The sequence below is a fragment of the Runella sp. R5_40 genome (genome assembly GCF_057652295.1).
Genome location: NZ_JBYFCH010000007.1, coordinates 183,386 through 201,699, shown reverse-complemented (window position 1 = coordinate 201,699; position 18,314 = coordinate 183,386). Strand labels below are relative to the sequence as shown.

The 18,314-nt window shown below is 45.0% G+C and carries 17 protein-coding genes; 6 read left to right on the top strand and 11 right to left on the bottom strand.

Going from position 1 to position 18,314, the window contains the following annotated elements; all coding sequences use genetic code 11:
* Positions 1 to 6: 6 nt before the first annotated feature.
* A complete protein-coding gene (locus tag AC23N5_RS15070) occupies positions 7 to 420 on the bottom strand; it encodes a DoxX family protein (RefSeq protein ID WP_487756228.1) in 414 nt (137 codons plus the stop codon).
* Positions 421 to 487: 67 nt separating this feature from the next.
* Here AC23N5_RS15070 and AC23N5_RS15065 point away from each other — a divergent pair, with 67 nt between their 5' ends.
* The gene (locus AC23N5_RS15065; protein WP_122931303.1) at positions 488 to 1,156 is read left to right on the top strand and encodes a DUF4230 domain-containing protein; all 669 of its coding nucleotides are present in this window, start codon (positions 488 to 490) and stop codon (positions 1,154 to 1,156) included.
* A gap of 213 nt (positions 1,157 to 1,369) precedes the next feature.
* Here the strand turns inward: AC23N5_RS15065 and holA are convergent, their stop codons facing one another.
* Both holA and AC23N5_RS15055 read right to left on the bottom strand, forming a co-directional pair.
* Positions 1,370 to 2,389 carry a DNA polymerase III subunit delta gene (gene holA, locus AC23N5_RS15060; protein WP_028526755.1) on the bottom strand — a complete coding sequence of 340 codons (1,020 nt, stop codon included), beginning with the start codon at positions 2,387 to 2,389 and terminating at the stop codon, positions 1,370 to 1,372.
* A 102-nt stretch (positions 2,390 to 2,491) separates the two neighbouring features.
* Positions 2,492 to 3,427 (bottom strand): D-2-hydroxyacid dehydrogenase, encoded by a 936-nt coding sequence (locus AC23N5_RS15055; protein WP_487756227.1) that lies wholly within the window; start codon positions 3,425 to 3,427, stop codon positions 2,492 to 2,494.
* A 74-nt stretch (positions 3,428 to 3,501) separates the two neighbouring features.
* On the opposite strand from AC23N5_RS15055, the gene AC23N5_RS15050 reads away from it, so the two are divergent.
* Positions 3,502 to 3,627 carry a hypothetical protein gene (locus AC23N5_RS15050; RefSeq protein WP_262889965.1) on the top strand — a complete coding sequence of 42 codons (126 nt, stop codon included), beginning with the start codon at positions 3,502 to 3,504 and terminating at the stop codon, positions 3,625 to 3,627.
* A gap of 205 nt (positions 3,628 to 3,832) precedes the next feature.
* On the opposite strand, the gene AC23N5_RS15045 is transcribed toward AC23N5_RS15050, so the two are convergent.
* The 6 genes from AC23N5_RS15045 to AC23N5_RS15020 form a co-directional block, all read right to left on the bottom strand.
* Positions 3,833 to 6,232, bottom strand: coding sequence for a TonB-dependent receptor (locus AC23N5_RS15045; RefSeq protein WP_487756226.1), 2,400 nt, complete (start codon positions 6,230 to 6,232; stop codon positions 3,833 to 3,835).
* A gap of 231 nt (positions 6,233 to 6,463) precedes the next feature.
* Positions 6,464 to 6,964, bottom strand: a complete 501-nt coding sequence (locus tag AC23N5_RS15040; protein WP_183979641.1) for a hypothetical protein — start codon at positions 6,962 to 6,964, stop codon at positions 6,464 to 6,466.
* A complete protein-coding gene (locus AC23N5_RS15035) occupies positions 6,961 to 7,458 on the bottom strand; it encodes a hypothetical protein (RefSeq protein WP_487756225.1) in 498 nt (165 codons plus the stop codon). The genes AC23N5_RS15040 and AC23N5_RS15035 overlap by 4 nt, the downstream gene beginning before the upstream one ends.
* Before the next feature lie 197 nt (positions 7,459 to 7,655).
* Complete coding sequence (locus AC23N5_RS15030; RefSeq protein WP_487756224.1) at positions 7,656 to 10,118, bottom strand: zinc-dependent metalloprotease; 2,463 nt, start codon at positions 10,116 to 10,118, stop codon at positions 7,656 to 7,658.
* A 137-nt stretch (positions 10,119 to 10,255) separates the two neighbouring features.
* The gene (locus AC23N5_RS15025; RefSeq protein ID WP_487756223.1) at positions 10,256 to 10,951 is read right to left on the bottom strand and encodes a LytR/AlgR family response regulator transcription factor; all 696 of its coding nucleotides are present in this window, start codon (positions 10,949 to 10,951) and stop codon (positions 10,256 to 10,258) included.
* A complete protein-coding gene (locus tag AC23N5_RS15020) occupies positions 10,938 to 11,999 on the bottom strand; it encodes a sensor histidine kinase (protein ID WP_487756222.1) in 1,062 nt (353 codons plus the stop codon). Before AC23N5_RS15020 ends, AC23N5_RS15025 begins: the two co-directional genes overlap by 14 nt.
* Positions 12,000 to 12,190: 191 nt before the next feature.
* On the opposite strand from AC23N5_RS15020, the gene AC23N5_RS15015 reads away from it, so the two are divergent.
* Positions 12,191 to 13,030, top strand: coding sequence for a DUF2306 domain-containing protein (locus AC23N5_RS15015; RefSeq protein ID WP_487756221.1), 840 nt, complete (start codon positions 12,191 to 12,193; stop codon positions 13,028 to 13,030).
* A gap of 131 nt (positions 13,031 to 13,161) precedes the next feature.
* Positions 13,162 to 13,917: a hypothetical protein gene (locus AC23N5_RS15010; protein ID WP_487756220.1), complete on the top strand. Its 756-nt coding sequence runs from the start codon at positions 13,162 to 13,164 to the stop codon at positions 13,915 to 13,917.
* On the opposite strand, the gene AC23N5_RS15005 is transcribed toward AC23N5_RS15010, so the two are convergent.
* Both AC23N5_RS15005 and AC23N5_RS15000 read right to left on the bottom strand, forming a co-directional pair.
* Entirely contained in the window at positions 13,895 to 14,392 is a 498-nt protein-coding gene (locus tag AC23N5_RS15005; protein WP_487756219.1) for a DinB family protein, read from the bottom strand. The genes AC23N5_RS15010 and AC23N5_RS15005 overlap by 23 nt on opposite strands.
* Before the next feature lie 135 nt (positions 14,393 to 14,527).
* Entirely contained in the window at positions 14,528 to 15,769 is a 1,242-nt protein-coding gene (locus AC23N5_RS15000; RefSeq protein WP_221225754.1) for a DUF6786 family protein, read from the bottom strand.
* A gap of 217 nt (positions 15,770 to 15,986) precedes the next feature.
* On the opposite strand from AC23N5_RS15000, the gene AC23N5_RS14995 reads away from it, so the two are divergent.
* Both AC23N5_RS14995 and AC23N5_RS14990 read left to right on the top strand, forming a co-directional pair.
* On the top strand, positions 15,987 to 16,796 hold the full coding sequence (locus AC23N5_RS14995; protein WP_028526746.1) for a glycogen/starch synthase: 810 nt from the start codon (positions 15,987 to 15,989) through the stop codon (positions 16,794 to 16,796).
* The gene (locus tag AC23N5_RS14990) at positions 16,705 to 18,150 is read left to right on the top strand and encodes a DUF4270 family protein (protein ID WP_487756218.1); all 1,446 of its coding nucleotides are present in this window, start codon (positions 16,705 to 16,707) and stop codon (positions 18,148 to 18,150) included. Before AC23N5_RS14995 ends, AC23N5_RS14990 begins: the two co-directional genes overlap by 92 nt.
* The last annotated feature ends 164 nt before the right edge of the window (positions 18,151 to 18,314 follow it).

Here is an 18,314-nt window from a genome sequence, read left to right as displayed (position 1 = left end):
CGTGGGTTATTTCTTTTTAAACAAAGCTGCGTCCAACGAATATTTTCCCGCACCTGTGAGTAACAACGCCAACGAAGGGACTAAGTACAAAAGGGCGTGTTCTTTGTCGCCAAATGGGTCGCTGCCGTGAATGACAAAAGCAATGACCAAGAAAAGCCCGATTTCGATCACGGCTGCTATTCGCGTAAACAACCCGAAAATGAGCAGCAACGGTATGAATACTTCGCCTAAAACGGTGATAAAATGAGAAAACCGTACTCCGACGTGTAACGGGTCAGGGAAGTCGTTTGCGCCGTCGAGGAAGCTAAGTAGTTTGTCGTACCCGTGGGGAATGAGCATAATAAATACAAAAATGCGGAGTACAAGCAGCCCTAAATCAGTGTAAGTTTGTTGAGAGGATGGTTTAAAAAATGCTAACATGGTTGAAATTTGATTGACTAAAAACGATACTTAAATTTTCTTTAACTTTCGCAAAATTCAACTTTTTATGGGACTTTCTACGCTTTTGTTTTTTGTGATTACCCTACTTTTAGGCGGGGCGGTGGGGTATGGCTTGTTTTACGTGGCCAATCGAAAAAATGCCCAATTGGGTCAGTCCACCCAATCGTCCACCATTTTGCTGGAGCGGATTGAAAAGGTGTTTAAAGTCGTTATGGCTGAAGGATATTTTACGGAAATATTTGATTATAAGGACGATAAAAAGTTTTTGTATTTGTTCAAAAATTCCAAAAAAGCCTTAGTGATTGCCAAAGCGAAGGTGCTGGTTGGTTTCGATTTTGCCAAAATGCGTTTTCGTCTTGATGAAACTACCAACCAAATGGTCATTGAGTATTTCCCTGAACCTGAGGTACTTTCCATTGATACCGATTATAAGTTTTATGACATCGAAAATGGCATTTGGAACCGCTTTAGCCACGAAGATTATACCAATTTGTTGGTGGATGCCAAACAAGCTATGAACGAAAAGGCACTGGAGGGAGATTTACCACGCATTGCCAATAATCAAATTCAGTTTATGATGTACCAATTGGCCGCTTCGATGAACTGGAAGATAAATATGCAACTCCCCGAAGCCAATCAAAAACGGCTAGAGGAGTTTAGCAATTATGACGAAGTAAACGCCGAACCTAAGCTTTTGCCCAAAGACGAAGATTGACGTGCCGCAGGTTTCTCAAAACCTGCTTGTTCGTGTAGCGGGTTGCTCACAACCCGCTTTTTTCGTGCTGAGGGTTTCTCAAAACCCGACGTAATCGTGCTTACAACCCACTATCATTCTTTGGGTTGTGAGCAACCCTTTTCGCGGTTGTGAGCAACCGCGAGCACGCCATCGCGAGCAATCACACCACTGCGAGTACACCACACAACTGATTTAGTGCAAAATCGTAAACACAAGTTCTTGCATAATGGCTTGTTCATCTTTGGAACCTGACTCAATCCCCTTCGAAGCATTGTCGGCTTGACGCAAGGCTTTGATGGCTTTGGCCACGTGTCCCAACGAATACTGCCGCGCCGCCGATAGGTAATCTTTCACAAAAAAAGGACTCACACCCAACACCGAAGCAAGGTGTCCTTCCGACTTGTCTTGCGTTCCGTGAACGACGAGTACTTTGCTAAAAAAGTTATACAAAATAATAAGTACCTGTGGTAACGGATTTTCTTTTGTGTTGGCAGCGAGGTAATTAGCTATTTTGTTAGACTTAATCACATCGCGTTGAATCAGCGCTTTTTGCAATTCAAACACATTGTATTCTTTGCTAATTCCCACGTATTTTTCCACCACAGCCGCCGTTATTTCTTCACTGGCGGTGAGGTTGAGCAAGATTTTGTCGATTTCGCTGGTGATGCGTTTGAGGTCATTCCCAATGTTTTCGACCAACATCTGAATCGCTTTGATGCTGATTTTTGCTCCTAAACTTCGTACGTGCTCACCTACCCAATCGGGGAGTTTGTTGTCGTACATCTTTTTGCACTGGACTAAAACGCCATGTTTTTCAAAAGTTTTGGGCAAGGCTTTTCGCATGTCAAAATTCCCCTGAAAACACAAAGCCAATACCGTGGATGACAACGGACGAGTGGCGTAGTCGTCCAAAAGAGCCGATTTGTCTTTGGTATCAAGGCCGTTGGATTGTTGGGCTTCTTTGACCAACACCAGTTGCCGCTCCGACATAAAGGGAAAGCGACGCGCGTAGTTGAGAATCGTACCAACATCGGCATCTTTCCCAAAAAGTACAAACTGATTAAATCCTTTTTCTGATTCGGGAACAACGGCTTTTTCAAGGGCATCGGCCAGTAAATCAATGTAATAAGGCTCGTCGCCGTGAATAAAATACAGCGGTTGAATTTTCTTTTGGCGTATTTCTTTGAGCGCTTGTTCGGGGGAAAGAACCATGTCTTGTCGTTGTTATAAAATGTCGATGGCAGAATGTCGAGGGGAGAGTGCAGAGTGTCGAGTGACAACATTCAACACTCTGCACTTTGCATTCGACACTCTCTAGTATCCTTTTTGTAAATTTATTTGATTGTGTGGCGGTTGTCCTTCGATAAAGCGTCGGAAATTGTCGGCAAAAATAACAACTTTTCCTTCCTGTTCGTTGGCCTGTCCGCCGCCCGTGTGCTGGGTTAAAATCACGTTTGACATGCCCCAAAACGGGTGGCTACTTGGCAAAGGCTCCACTTCTGTCACGTCAAGTACCGCTCCCGCAAGACGCTCTTCTTGTAAGGCTTTTATCAACGCTGGTTCATCGACGGTAGAACCACGGCCAATGTTGGCAAATACAGCATTCGGAGGCATTGCGTTAATCATATCTGCCGTAAAAAAGCCTTTGGCCGCTCCTGGTAAACAATTGATTACTAGGTCGATTTGGGGAAGAATGGCTAGGAGTGCTTCGGGAGTGTGAATGGTGGCATCGGGGTGTGAGCGCGCGACCATTTGAAGGCGACAGTCAAAGCCCGAAAGCATTTTTTTGACGGTTTGGCCAATGCTTCCTGCGCCTAAAATCGCCACTCGTTTGCCTGTGAGTAATCCCAAACGGTAGCGAATGGGCGAGCCAACCCAACGTTTTTCGGTTTTTAACAAGGTAAGCTCTTCTAACCCTCGATAGAAAGCGAGAATGCCTGCGACGATGGTTTCGGCACAGGGCACGGAGAAGTAGTCGGCAAGGTTACAAATCGTCACCTTGGGAAGGTGTAGGTGCTTGTACCCATCAAATCCCGCCGATTCGAGTTGCCAAAATTTTAATTGAGCAGGGGCTTCCGTAAACCATGCCGCAGGTGGGTTGCCCAAAATGACATCGGTCCGACGAAACGCGTCACGGTGTTCATCTTCAGGGAGTTCTACTTTAAATAGCAACTGATGCCCCGCAGGAAACGCTTGGCGCAAGGTGTGGCGGAGCGCTTCGTTGAAGGGCGTATTTACAAAAATTTGCATTAGATTTGTGAGCTAAGTATCCTCTTTCTCGACAACCTGCTGGTTGCTCGCCCCAAAATTAACTCATTAATGCTATGCTAAATAAATGGTTGGATAAATTAAATCGCCACGACTATCCTTTTATCGACTTGTTTTACTACCTTATCGTGATTGTGGTATTCTTTCTGTTGGTCATTATTTCAAATCTGTTTTTTGATTAACAGGAGGTGTTAGTAGGTGCTGAGGGTTTCTCAAAACCCGAACTCGACGGTTTTGAGAAACCCTTAGCACTCGTCAGGTTTTGAGAAGCCTTTGTCACGTAGAAGCGGGTTTTGAGAAACCCTTAGCACTTGGAAAGTTTTAAGAAACCCTCTGCACAAGTGAGAAACCCTCTGCACAAGTGAGAAACCCTCGGCACGTTGGGGCTTAATTTTCTCCTCCTTTTTTATCGTCGTTGCTAATGCTTTTTTTGCTGCGCTGAGGTTGGCTAGTCATTTTTCCAAATTCATAAGAAAAACTCACGCGCCAGCCACGGTTGAAGTATTTGCTGCTTCCTTCTTGGGTAAAAGCGGGAGAGGCAAACGTAATTTTCTGTTCTAAAAACGGGGCAAAAATATTGTCAACACCCAGTCCAATTGTGCCTTTTTTCTTCAAAACTTCCTTTTGTAAGGCTAAGTTATAATAGGCATAGCCACTGACTTTGCCTTGCAACATAACCCGTGGTGAGTTGAAGAAGCCAAAAAACTGCGCTTTCAAACCTTTACCAAAATCGTAAGTACCGTTTAAATTGATGCGATACATCCAGTTTTCGTTTTTGGCTTGCAATGCAGGGCTGTTCAGGATGTTATAATACAGGTTGAGGGAGGTGTTGGCTGAAAATTTCTTAATTTTTGTACTTCCGCTCAAGGTCAGTCCGTATGAAATGTTTTGAGAGATATTCTGGAACGTCAAATGGGTTGAACCGTCTTCATTGACCGTCCGAATGCGCTCGATGGCATTATTGGTTTGGCGCATAAACAACACCGTATTCACCGATGATTCTTTGATATACACATTGTAACTCGCTTCGGCGCTGTGGGTCAGCTCGGGTTTAAGATATGGGTTGCCTGAGTAGGTAGCTTTTGGTTCGCTGGCGTTAACGTACGGGTTCAAGAACCAAAGCATTGGTCGCTGAATCCGTTGCGAATAACTCAGTTTAAGTTTCTGATTTTTAGGGAGATTGCGCGATAAACTAAGGTTCGGAATGATGTTGCCGTAGTTGCTCGAAAACGGCACCGTGCCCGCCAAAAATGCCGCTTGGATAAACGTGTGTTCGTAGCGAGCGCCTGCGTTGATACCCCATTTGTTTTTAGAAACGCGCGAGTAAGCGACGTAGCTCGAAGCGACTTGTTGGTTATAATCAAAGAGGTTGGCCAAGGCTGGAACGTCCTGAAAATCGCTAGAACCGTCTAAGGCAGTAGCGACGCGGTAATCGCTTTTAACGTTTCTCAAGATGGTTTTTGCGCCAATTTCTAAGGTACTTACACTATCCAGCGGATTGGTAAAATCAATTTGAATCGTTCCTTCGTGATTTCGGCTTGCGTTGGGGCTTTTTTCGCGGTAATAAATGGCGTTTTCGGCGTTGAGCTGGTCGAGGTTGTAATAGCTGTCATCCACCTCTTTAGAAAACATGGTCAAGATATTAAACTCTTTTTTGGGCTTTTTAAACGACTTGTTGTAGTCGAAGTTCAGGGTTCCTCCGTTCCAATCATAAATCCGATAGAGTTTTCTGGTAAACAATGAACGAGGCTCGCTAGGGGCCGTAAAGTCGTTGACGTAATCAAAATTCATGGCGTTTTTGCCGTCATAAAAATTCAATCCCGCACTTAGTCGATTGAGCGAATCAATGTCCCATTCGGCCGAAAGGTTGCCGTACATATTTTCTCCAGTGCCTTTGAACGATGTCGTTTGGAGCAATTTGGTTTGGTAGTTTTCGAGGGTTGTAATTCGGGTCACAGAATTTTCGCCCAAATTGCGCCATTTGTTAAACCCACCGCGGGCCGTCACACCTACACTCTTTTTGCGGTAATTGAGGTTGCCATTGTAGCTATCATTCCACCGTCCAATCGAGGTATTGGCTTTGCCATTGACGCCTTGAAGCGTGTTACGTTTGGTAATAATGTTGATAATTCCTGCCGTACCTTCGGCGTCGTATTTGGCCGAAGGAGAAGTAATGACTTCAATTTGCTTGATGTCATCGGCAGGAATTAATTTGAGCACCTCCGCTACACTTTTGGCCATTAAGTTGGAGGGTTTATTATTAATCAACACTTTGATGTTGGAGCTACCGCGCAGTTCTACGTTGCCATCCAAGTCCACCGCCACTGCTGGAATTTTGCGAAGCACATCGCCCGCGTTTCCTCCTTTGATGGTAATGTCTTTTTCAGCGTTGTAAACCAAACGGTCGGGTTTGTCTTCAAACAAGGCTTTTTGCTCAACGACCTGCACTTCTTGGAGTTGCTGGGCAGCTTGTGCAAACGAAATTACCCCTAGGTCGAGGTCGTTCCCTTCGGTTACTACTACGTTATTGATGATTTTGTCGCGGTAGCCCACAAAGGTGATTTTGAGTTGGTAGGAACCACCGCTCACCTTACTAAAGGTAAATTTACCAGTAACTTCGGTGGTGGTTCCTTCCAAAATTTTGCTGTCTTTCAACAGCGCAACAGTCGCAAACTCAACGGCTTGTTTGGACGTAGAATCGAGCAAAAAGCCTGAAATTTTTGATTTTTGGGCAAACGAAGTCCCGATACCCCCTAGCAAGAGGGCTACTAAGAATAACTGTTTCATAAAGTTTACCAGAGGTGGCTGTTAAATGGGTGTTGGCTGTATTTTTTGTGTGGTAGTTAGTGAATGAATTTTAGTGTGGATACTCGGCGTTCTTAAAATGGTTACAACAATGACATGCGTTTTTTCAAAACGTTGCATTAATACTCTCTTTTCTTTCTCGAACATGGGTTAGGAGTGTGCCTTTTGAATCTTTCTGGGGAAGTTTTGGCTAAGCGTGTGATAAGGATGTACTTATTTCGACGCACTCATTGGTTTTTTTTCGATACGATTCAACGTGTAGCTAAACAGCTCATTACCTACCAAAAGGCTTCGGTCATGGTTCAACATAAAAAGGAGGTTGTCATCCGCTTTGAGAAGTTGTAAGGTGGCGTTCTCCATTTGCAATTCATATACAGTGGCCTCAGGGTCATTTTTTATCCCTTTACTGATTTTCCACGCTCCGTTTTGGTCTTTTTTGCGAAATGTCGTACCAATCAACTGAAAGGTAGTTGGCTGATGCGTCTTTGGGTCATGGAAAAGTGTTATTTCCCACTTACTTTTAAAACATTCACTGGATACTGTCACTTTCAGTAAAGTGGCTAATTCTTGGCAAGGGCAGCGTCCTGCAAAAATGCCAAGGACCTCTGGGCCAGAAGGTATAGGGCGTGAGGTGGGGACGAGGGGAGGTGTATTTTGGGCCAAAAGCGCAGCCGAAAATAGAAAGATAAAGGTAAAATTAAGTAGCTTTTTCATCGCACGGTTTTGTTAAAGGTATAACTGTGGCTAGGTGTACCAATCATCAAACTTTTATCCCCGTAAAGAAGATGCAAAAGATTGTCGTCCATTTTTACAAACGATAGCGTTTTGTCGGACTGGTCGGCGAGCAGGCGATAGACAAGGGCATTGGGGTTGGTTTTGGTGCCTTTTGTTATCTCCCATTTTCCAGTAATCGTTACGGGAGTGCCGCCTCCTGCAAAAAGATTGGTGTTGGGCTGATATACCCCGTACGTAGCGCGCAACTGAAAATCGGTGGCAGCTTGCGTCTGAGCGTCTCGTTGGAAGATAATTTCCCATTTGATAAAATCACAAGCCGCAGAAGGTGGCATAGCAAGCAGCGACTGAAATATACTTCCACATGGGGTACTTGCCACAAATCGCTCGGAAACAGTAAGAGCCTGAGAAAAACTAGGTAGAAGCGATGAAAGCCACACACAGACCAGTAGGACACTTTTGAAGAGAAATTGCATGGTCTTGAAAAAGTTAAATTGTTTATTACTTTATCCATAGAAACAAAAAAGACTTCCCACGTTGCATCCAGCGGAAAGTCTTTTAGGAAACTTTCCAAGTGTGTTTGGTTAATAGCCAAAACTTGGAAGGTTTTATCAGGAAAAAGACCTACCAAGTTTATTTGGCAACGACGCCGAAACTTGGTAGGGCTGCACTACTAATGTCCTTTTGAAAATGTAGGCAATTCCCAGTCGCACGCAGGAGCTAGCCAGTCGTAGCCCGATTCGATGGGCTGGCCATCGGGAGGGGTCATTGTCGGGGTGGTAGTGACATCAGAAGGACGATTTTTCGCCATTTCGATTTGGTGCATCGCAAACAAATTGTGGGCTTTTTGCTTGGCGTCCGAAATACCACGATTTTGTAGCCAGAAGTTCAAGTCTCTCAATTTGAGCATGATAACGGCGCGTACTTGTGGCGTAACTTCTTTGTTATTCGATAACTCGATAAGTTTCTCCAACATCATTTTGTCCACCAAACGCGCAATTTCGCCTTCATAACCCGCCCGCGATGCGTTTGATTTCCAAGTGGCGCCGATGAGTTTATCAAGGGTTTCTTCCAAACTTAACAACGACGGATGGAACGACGACTGAATCACCAAACGGCTCAAACGCTCTGGATTAAGCAACATGCGTAACGTCAATCCCGCCGAGGCTTCGGGTGGGCCGAGTGGGTCAAAAACCAGTCCCGTACGGCGTTTAAAAGTTTCGCGAGGATTGGCGTCGTAGCCAAAGGCGCGCGGAGGTGTGAGTTTCAATACCGATTCGGGTACTTTCAAGAAATCAGGTTGGAGCGTTTGGAGCAGGGTTTCCAAGGCTTCGCGTTGTTCGAGTCCGTTGACAGGGGTGGTGGTGAGGTCTTTGTCGCCTTTTACGGTAAACTTATAATTGACTCCACCGACAACTTTAGCCGTGGCTTCTACCTGAAAACGGTGGAACATATACATGGGAACAAATACTTCTTCCAACGAACTCATCGGCGTCCCTGTGCGCAGTTTGCGTTCGTCAAAATTACTCAATGTTACTTTTCTGATTTCCGATACCCGTTTCAATTCGGCCGTAGCGTTTGCGCCATTGTCCCATAAGTGGGTTTGAGGATGAGCACTTCCTTCGGGGCGAGCGTCTTGGTCGGTCAAGAAATACAAGCCTTTGCCGTACATCTGGTCCACAATGGTGTTGAGGGCTTTTTTCTCGTCCGTTCCCTTAGGGAAATCTTGGTAGCCCCAGATGATGGACCATTTGTCGTAATCGCCAATTTTTTTGTCATACGCATTGGACAAATCCACTTTTCCGTTTTTCAACTCGACCAACATGTGCGGATAATCCATCACCGAAGCGCGGTTGTGAATGCTGGCTACGTAGTTGTGTGGAAGCCCCAAGGTATGTCCAATTTCGTGCGCCGAAAGCTGTTTTAAGCGGTCAATCGACATTCCTAACATATCTTCTACGTTGCTGGTGTCGGTTTGGAAATTACCCACCAAACCCTGCGCAATCAAATAATCTTGACGTACCCGCAGCGAACCTAGTGTTACTTTCCCTTTCAAAATTTCGCCCGTGCGAGGATCCACAATACTCGCCCCGTACGACCATCCACGCGTAGAACGGTGTACCCATTGCACGAGGTTATAGCGAATGTCCATTGGGTCGGCGTCGGCAGGGAGCAATTTTACCTGAAAAGCATCTTTGTAACCCGCCGCTTCAAACGCCTGATTCCACCATTTGGCACCTTCTACCAAAGCCGAACGGATGGGCTCGGGGGCACCTGGGTCGATGTAATACACAATTGGCTTCACGGGCTCGCTAAGGGCGGCGTTAGGGTCTTTTTTCTTTAAACGGTGACGAACGATGTAGCGCTTTTCAATCGGCTCACTGATGGGCGTGGCATAGTCGTAATAGGACGTAGAAATGTACCCAATGCGTGGGTCGAAAGCGCGTGGTTGGTAGTCACTGTCAGGAAGTTGTACAAACGAATGGTGCTGACGCATGGTTACGACGGAGGCGGTAGGAACCACTTGACGCAAGTACGCACCAGGTGAGTCGCCCGTGAGGGTGATGGTTACTTCAAACTCCGTGTTTTGAGGGAAGTTTTTGGTGTTGGGCAAATACATGGCCGAACGTGAAGCATCCAATCGAAACGAACCTTGACGCGTACGCGAAATACCTTGAATGGCTCCCACGGCGTCTTGCATCAAAAAAGGCGTAAGGTCCACGAGGGCAGTACCTGCGTTTTCGGCCAAGACCTCAAATCCCCAATGCACCGATTGCGCAAAAGATTCTTCTACCGCACGGCGTTCAAGTGGGTCTTTGCTAACGGCGCGGTAGGCGTAATTGGGCTCCAGCATTAAAATTTTGTTGCCCGTACGCTGAAATTTAACCACGTGCTCTTGCCCCAAGCGACCACGGTCGAGGCCAATGTCGTTGGAACCGATGCCTTGCGAAAGGGTAGGGTAGTAGAGGAGTTCGGTGTCGAACTGCTTAATTTCAAGATAGACTTTTCCTTTTTTTGCATCCCAGTAGTACGGCAAAAAACCGTCTTTCTTCTCCATGTCTTTGGTGAAGGTTTCAATGGGATTTTGGGCGTAGAGGGAGGTCGAAAACAACGCCAGAAATAGGAGTTTTTTCATAAATAATTGGGTAGATTAGGTTGTTGATTGGTTAGACTACTCCCCACGAAGGGTGTTCTACAAAGAAACCTAATTTTTAGGAAAAAGGAGGCATTTACGCCCACAGAAATCGACCTATGCGGATTTTTTTGCGGCAGCTATACCCGCGTTAGTGCGCTCTTGAACGCTTTTCCAATGGGAAGCGCTTGTCCTTGAACGATGACTTCTTCTTTGGTATAAATTTCAATTTTGTCGATGGCCACAATAAACGAACGATGAATCCGAACAAACTGGCTGGAGGGCAGAAGTGCTTCGATTTCGTGCGTGCTCATTTTCGATTTAAACTCACCTTGTGTCGTCATCACTCGAATGTACTCACGGGCACTTTCGACGTACAATACCGTGTCAAACACAATTCGTACTTTCTTTCGGTCGATGCTCAAAAAGCAAGAAAGCTCTTTGGTTGGGGCTTCTTTATCAATGGGTTGGTGGCTAGAAAGTGCTTTTGTGACCTTGTTGGTTGCGGTGACAAATCGTTCAAACGAAAACGGTTTGAGTAAATAATCAATGACGTTTAGCTCAAACCCTTCGACGGCGTATTGGTGGTAAGCAGTGGTGACGATGACAGCGGGCGGGCGCGTTAAGGTGCGTAAAAATGCCAAGCCCTTTAATTTGGGCAAATGAATATCCAAAAAGATCAGGTCAACGGTTGTAGATTGGAGAAAAAGCCCTGCACCTATGGCGTCTCGGAAAGTGGCGATGAGTTCGAGTTGGGGCAAAGATTCGCAATAATCTTTCAGGATTTTGACGGCCAAAGGTTCATCTTCGACAATGATGCACTTAATTTTTTGCATAGCTGTTGAGGTCAATGGTGAGTTGTGTGAAAAACGTTTGCCCCCTGTTTTCGAGTTGAAGCTGGTAAGAATGAAACAATAGCTCTAACTGCCGACGAATGTTTCTGATGCCGATTCCTTCTTGGGAAGCGGTTGATTCTTCGTTTTCTTCTTTTGAATTTTCAATCTCTAACCGTAATTCCTGCTGACGAACCGCAAGCCGAATGTGGACAAATGCTTGCTGGAGTGTTTCTGAAACCCCGTGTTTGAAGGCGTTTTCGACCAAAGGAATCATCAACAACGGTGGAATCAACGTTTGGGACTCCTCCAGCTGCACCTTAAATTGGATGTTGAGCGTCTCGTCGTAGCGCATTCGCTCAAGCTCCAAGTAATCTTCGATGATTTTAATTTCTTTATCGGCACTTACGAGCCCGTCGCCCGTTTCGTAGAGCATGTACCGCAGCATTTCCGATAACCGTAGCACGTTGTGAGGCGCTTGGTCGGATTTTTCTCTGGCCAAAGCGTAAATGTTGTTGAGGGTATTGAAAAGAAAGTGTGGGTTGATTTGCGACTTTAAAAAGCTCAATTCAGACTGTTGTTTTTCAATGACCAGCCGCTGATTGTGGAGACGAAGCTCGTACGATTCAACTATCAATTTGACCAGCGTAAAATAAATAATTCCCACAACCTGGAAGAAGAAGCGAGTGGACAGCCCTTTCAGCGTAAACGGCATGTCGTTGAGTGGTTCAAGTCCAAAAACGTAGGCCGCAAATTTGCACCAACCTGCAAACCCGAACGTAAGCATGAACAGCATTCCTACTACGAGCAATGTACTCCAGCCCCATCGCTTGGGTTGTTTACGAATCCAAGGAATAGCTTGATGAAAAAGGAACAAATTTAAAAGTGCGATAAAAGCTACCGCCCATGAGAAAATAGCGATAGCGCTCAGAAAACAACTCCATTCGCCGTTGCACTCGAAAGCCATTGCCACGTACCAAATGGCAAAATAAGAAAACAAAATCCAGCAACTTACCTTGAAAGGTTTACTCATCATTCCACTGATAATCAATAGTGACCGTTTGTAAAATTAAGCAAAGAGAGTAAAGAAAGTAGTGAGAGTCAACACTATTTCCACGAACGTCAACCAACGACCGATTAACGTCAACAAAACGAGTTGGAAGGCAAAATCGGTCGTCATAAAATGGCTTGTCGTACGCCAAATGGCCACCAACTTTGTGAAAAAACAAGCCTTTTATCAGCATGAAAACAAAAGAACTACCTGCAAAACAGCTTCCAACTAGCCCAAGAGTTGGGAAAAACTACCTCGACCTAAGCGTTAAAAGTTGGTTTGTCGTTGCCACCTTAGGGCAGTGGATTTTTGGACTATACATTGCACTGTTTTATGGCAAATCTACCTTGTCAGGCGAATGGGAGACGTGGAACAAAGTCCTGCCTCATGGCTATGTAAAAGACGATTTGACGGGAAACGTAATAGTGGCGGCCCACGTATTTTTTGCGCTTATAATGGTGGTAGGCGGGCCTTTGCAACTGATGCCTCAGCTAAGAAATCGCTTCAGAACCGCTCACCGTTGGCTGGGAAGAATGTATATCCTAACGGCCATTCTGATAGCTCTTGATGGACTCACCATGGTATGGACGCGTGGGGGAGTGGGAGGACTTTTGCAGCACATTGCCATTTCGGTTCAGGCCGTTTATATGGTTGTTTTTGCACTTCTTGCGCTGCATTATGCCCGTCAACGGGACTTTGTGAAACACCGTCAGTGGGCCATTCGGCTCTACTTGGTGTCGAATGGCGTATGGTTTTTTCGGGTGAGCCTGATGGCTTGGCTCATGCTCAACGGCGGCCCCGTAGGATTTGACCCAAAAACATTTGACGGGCCATTTTTGTGGTTTCTATCCATTGCCATTTATGCCCTTCCTGTGGCTTTGATGGTGTTTGAATTGTACCTCTACGCCCAGAAAAACCCATCAAAGCCCTTACTGCAACGGACTACCGCTTCATTGCTTTTTTTGCTGACGGGATTAATGTTGGTGGGGATTGTAGCGGCTACAATGGGATTGTGGATACCTAGAATGTAAAATTGGGAGTAATATACCTACTTTTTGATGCTGCTATCGTCGGGGCGTTGGCTTATCTAGAATGGAAAGCATGGATACGTTGGTTTCGCCCGTAGATAAAATATACCAATTAAAAATAATTTTTACAAACCATGAAACCGATTCTAACAGCCGTTTTTTTCTATCTGTCTCTATTTCAAGTGTCTGCACAAAGCGTGGATACAACCTTCGTCGATGCTTCTAATTTACGCATCAAGGACCTTCGTCTTGGCCGACAAACCTTCCTTATTTATTCCAAAAAAAGGACAGACGCTCCCGTTCAAAACCAAACATTGGTGGTGATAAACGTTGCTGCGGAAGAAAAAGAAGGGGCAAAAAAGATAACCATTGACCAGCGCTGGTACGATAAAGATACATTGTCACATACATCGACAAGTGTTTTGAGTGCCATTGATTTGAGGACGTTGCACCACACTTATTGGTGGAAACGAACGGGGCAAAATGTGGCGTTAAATTTTGAAAATAAAACCGCAGAACTGTCTGGAAAAGCCACCGAAAATCAGCGTGAAAAGTTCCAAAAAGACTTTGCGATGGCCGCACAAAGTGGTTATTTTCTCAATTGGCATTGCGACTTGGTACTTTTTCCGTTGTTTCCTTTTAAAGAAAATACAGTATTTAAGGTCAAATCTCACGACCCTGGTTTAGGACTCCCAACTACGGAGCTTTATAAGGTGACAAAAAGCGAAAAAATCGAGGGAATTGACTGCTGGGTGCTGGAATATACCCTGCCCCGTAACATGGGTTACCAGCGTTTTTGGGTTGCCAAAAAAGCTAAAACCGTGCTGAAGGAAGAAGACAGTTTTAACGGAATGTATCGCTTCAAACTCAAAATGGCGGTTTCTGAGTAGCTTGAAACACCCAATCAGGGGCTTGGTTAATCTCTTGACGCAGGAGCTGGTTAAGTTGTGCCGCATGGTGCTGAACGTGCCTCATGTTGTACAACAGTATTTCTACCATTGAATAATTCATGGTTTCGGATTGATTGATCCAACGTGATTCGGCGGTTTCAGATGTTAATTGGCTAATAAACGTTTGGGCCTTTTCCCTACAATAATGCAGATATCCAAGTAATTCGTCGGGAGAATAAACCCGTTCGGGGAGGGTATCTTCAAATTCGGAGAAGGTGAAAGGAGGAGGTGGCGCAAACGTTTTGGGTGAAGTGGTCAAGTAGTAATCAAGAAAAAAGAGCGTATGAAAAGCATGGTACCAAAACTTGCGCTCAGTATCCCACACTTCATCGGGACAACAACGAATGGCATTTTCGAGCATGTCAATACTCGCGCCCAATTGATTCCAACTACTTTCTTTAACCGTTATCAACATTGCACAATAAATTTTACCCTTTGCCTCTTGCCTCTTGCGTATTGCCCCTTGCCAATTTGCCTCTTTGCCTCTTGCCCTTTGCCTCTTGCCAATTTGCCTCTTGCCAACTTGCCCCTTGCCCTTTGCCAACTTGCCCTACTTCTCCAACGCTGCTACTTCTTTCAAGGACACGCCCAAAAAGCGTTTGGCGATGGGTTCGAGTTGCGATTCTAATCCCTCAAAATGGAAGGTACGACTGCGGTGACCGAGAATTTGGCCCTTTTTGAGCTCACGAGCGGGCGACGACGATTCCAATTCATAGAAAGGCCCCATTTGGGTACCATCGGCCACGGGGCCATCGTTGTACGAATTGGCGGCGTCGCCTTTGTAGGGTTCTTTTTGAAGTTCCCAGAGTGAATTTACGTAATCGCCGTTGGGGTCAAGGTCGTAAGTAACGATGGTGAGCACGCCTTTTTCGGAATCGTAACTGCCCATGACAGGCTCTGCAATGCTCGGAGGGAGGCCGATTTTGCTGCGGTGTTTGCCGTCAGCCGCAAAATACAAAACATGGTCCTTGATGATGAGTCGTTCGGCAGGGACTTTGCCAAAATAACTATCGTTGATTAAGCTTTTGGCATTAGGCGTGTTTTTAAACGGAACAATGACCGTAGTCTTGGGCGTGGGATTAAACATTCCCAAAATCCAAATAGAAAGCAGCCCTGTTTCTTTTTTCCAATCGGCACCTTGGTTAATCACCTGGTTCATAGTCTCGTACGCGACCACTTTTATGTCTTTGAGTGGAAGTTGTAAGATGGTTTCGACCGAAAGCTTGCTCATTACTTCCACACTGCGCAGAATCTCAATGTCAAAAGTCGTTCCTGAGTAGTTGGTAAGTTGGGCTTTTTTGCGGAACGAGGCTTTGGCTTTTTCGGATGAAACCAAATCGAACGGCTCAGAGTCTATCAAGGCAGGAACTTGCCAGTTATCGAAAACAAAATCTTTGTCTTTTTCAAAATAAACGGAAAATTGCCCGCCTTCAGGCCCCAGCCAAAAGCGTTCTTCGCCACCAAATGCACTCATGTGGGGCGTAAATTTGCCCGATTCGAGTAGTTTATAATTGATCCAACCGTAGCTGTTGCCCGTAAAGCCACCCGCAGTGGATGTCATCACCCGACCTTGTAGCGCTGCCACAACGGCAACCTGCGCCGAGTCATCGTCGGGCGAAGAGAGAACGAGGGGCAGCTGGTGTTTCTTTAAAAAAGCTAAATCTGTACCAAAAGTATGGAAACGTGAGGACATGGTGTCTTGAGGGGAGGTTGAACAACTAAACTCTACCGTCCCTAGCGCCAAAATGACTACTGCGGTACGCAAAAAGTAGGCGATTTTGTTTGAACTCATTGGATGAGAGTGTATTAGCGGTTTGGGTAGTTGAATGTATAATTTATCCCAAAAGTATATGATCGGCAAAACATACTCAAAACCGATGGACAAAGTGACTTGTAAGGCATACGGAGTGAAATAAATATCGCCCATGGTGGTTGAAATTCGCGAAAATTTTGTATAATTTTGCAAAATTTTTCTTCAAAACCAATCCAATCAAGCTTCACCAAAGCCTATGAGTAAACTACGGATTTTGTATGTAGCCAGTGAGATAAATCCTTTTCTCCAAATTACCGAGGTAGCAGAATACGTACGAAAACTGCCCCAAGCAATGCAGGAGCGCGGCATGGAAATTCGCATTTTAGTGCCCCGCTTTGGACTTATCAACGAACGTAAAAACCGTCTTCACGAAGTAGTTCGTCTTTCTGGTATTAATATTTCGGTCGGTGACGATGAGAAACCCCTAGTAATCAAGGTGGCATCGATACCGAGCGCTAAACTACAAGTTTATTTTATAGACAACGAAGACTATTTTCATCGTAAGTCCGTTTTCTTAGATAAAGACAACAATTTTTTTGACGACAACGATGAGCGTGCTATCTTTTTCTGTAAAGGCGTTCTCGAAACCGTCAAAAAGTTAGGCTGGGCGCCTGACGTTGTACACTGTAACGATTGGATGACTTCTCTCATCCCATTGTACCTAAAAACGACCTATAAAAATGATCCGATGTTTAAGGATACCAAGTGCGTTTTTACGGTGTATAACAATGCCTTCAACTATAAGTTTGAAGACGCCATTTTAGAAAAAGCCAAAGCCATGGACGTTAGCGACGAGGCACTGGCGCATCTACGTTCGGCTGATTTTGAGGGATTTGTCAAAATTGGATGTGCGTATGCAGATGCCGTAGTAAAAGCTGACGATGATTTTAGTGAAAGTTTAAACCAAATTTTTGATGAATTGCCCGAACGCAAGTTGGAACTGGTCGAAGAAGACGAAAACTTTACCGAGACGTATTACAACCTTTACAACGAATTGGCTGGCTAAACTTAGCCTAAGCACCCTCACCTTATTGGTTTTGGCCTTGATGTCGTGCGAAGCTCCTAAAGAAATTGGACTTCCGCCCGAAGTAATTGCCGATGTTAAGTTTGTCGATACCCTGACAGTACGTAGCAGTACTGTGCTACTAGACTCGGTGCGCACCTCAAATGCCCAACGAATATTGGTGGGTGCTTACAATGACCCCATCTTTGGCAAGGTAAAAGCACAATCATTTGTGGAGTTTACAAGTACACTTAATTTGAACTTGAACGCGGATGGAACTACCAATACCAACGTGTATGCCTTTGACTCGGTGTCTATTAGCTTGTCTTACAATTATTATTACGGGGATACGCTCAAGCCGTTTCAGATGGCAGTTCACCGTTTAACAGACACGCTCCTGACGGGTAAGATGTACTACAACAACAGTACAATGCCCTATTCGTCAACACCGTTGGTAAATCATACGTTTTATCCAACCCCCAGAACGTCGTCGTTGGTAACAATGCGACTGCCAGATGCGTTTGGACAAGAAATCTTTGCTTTGAACGGTAAGCCAGAGGCTAGTACCATCGCAAAGTTTACCCAGACAATCAAAGGGTTGACGTTTGTTCCTGCCGCTACCAATGCTTCTGTGATTGGAATTTCCCCCCAATCGACTGGAATTACGCTGAACTTGTTTTATCACAATACTGCCGATACCATCGCGTTGGTGAAAACGTTTTTTATCAATAAGCGTTTTAATCACGTAGAGGCTAATCGCCAAGGTACTGCTTTGAGCAAAATTCAACCGCTAAAACCTCTTGCTGCCAGCGAAACAGGTGGGTTGAACTACATTCAAGACGCCCTTGGGATTGTAACAAAGCTTGAAATTCCTTATTTGCAAGAATTGTTCAAACAAAAAGGAATTGCCATTAACCGCGCCGAACTATTGATTACCCCCACTTGGCCCGAGGGGACGAACTCCATCTATACCTTGCCAATTGGGTTGGCATTGGCAGAAACGGATGCTTCTAACCGCTTGCTGAGAACCAAAGGTGATACGGAGCTTTTAGTACCTCTTGATGCCACTACTTTCCAAAGTTATATTTTGCCACAAGTAGTATCATATTCTACCAAAACCCGCAATTATAACTTTATCTTAACGACCTATTTGCAAGCATTGGCCGTGGGCTTTAAGAAAAATCCAGGGTTATTATTGATGCCAATAAGTGGTGCACAAGAAGTGCAGTCGTACTCAACCAGTGGGCAACCTGTGAGTAGCTACTATCCGCTAATGAACAATAAACTGGATCGCTTGACGATTAATCCAAGTAAAGAAAACATCAAATTGATGTTGTTTTACACAACGGCTCAGTAAGAACAAAGCGAAATACAGCATACGCAAAACGCGCAAGGGAGGTGCTCCTTTGCGCGTTTTGTTTTTGTAATATTTCTTGACTTTTAAGGTTTTTTGTTAACTTTGATAGGATAAAACCAAGTTTTTTAAAAAAGTTTTTAGCCATAAAACGTTTGATAATTTTT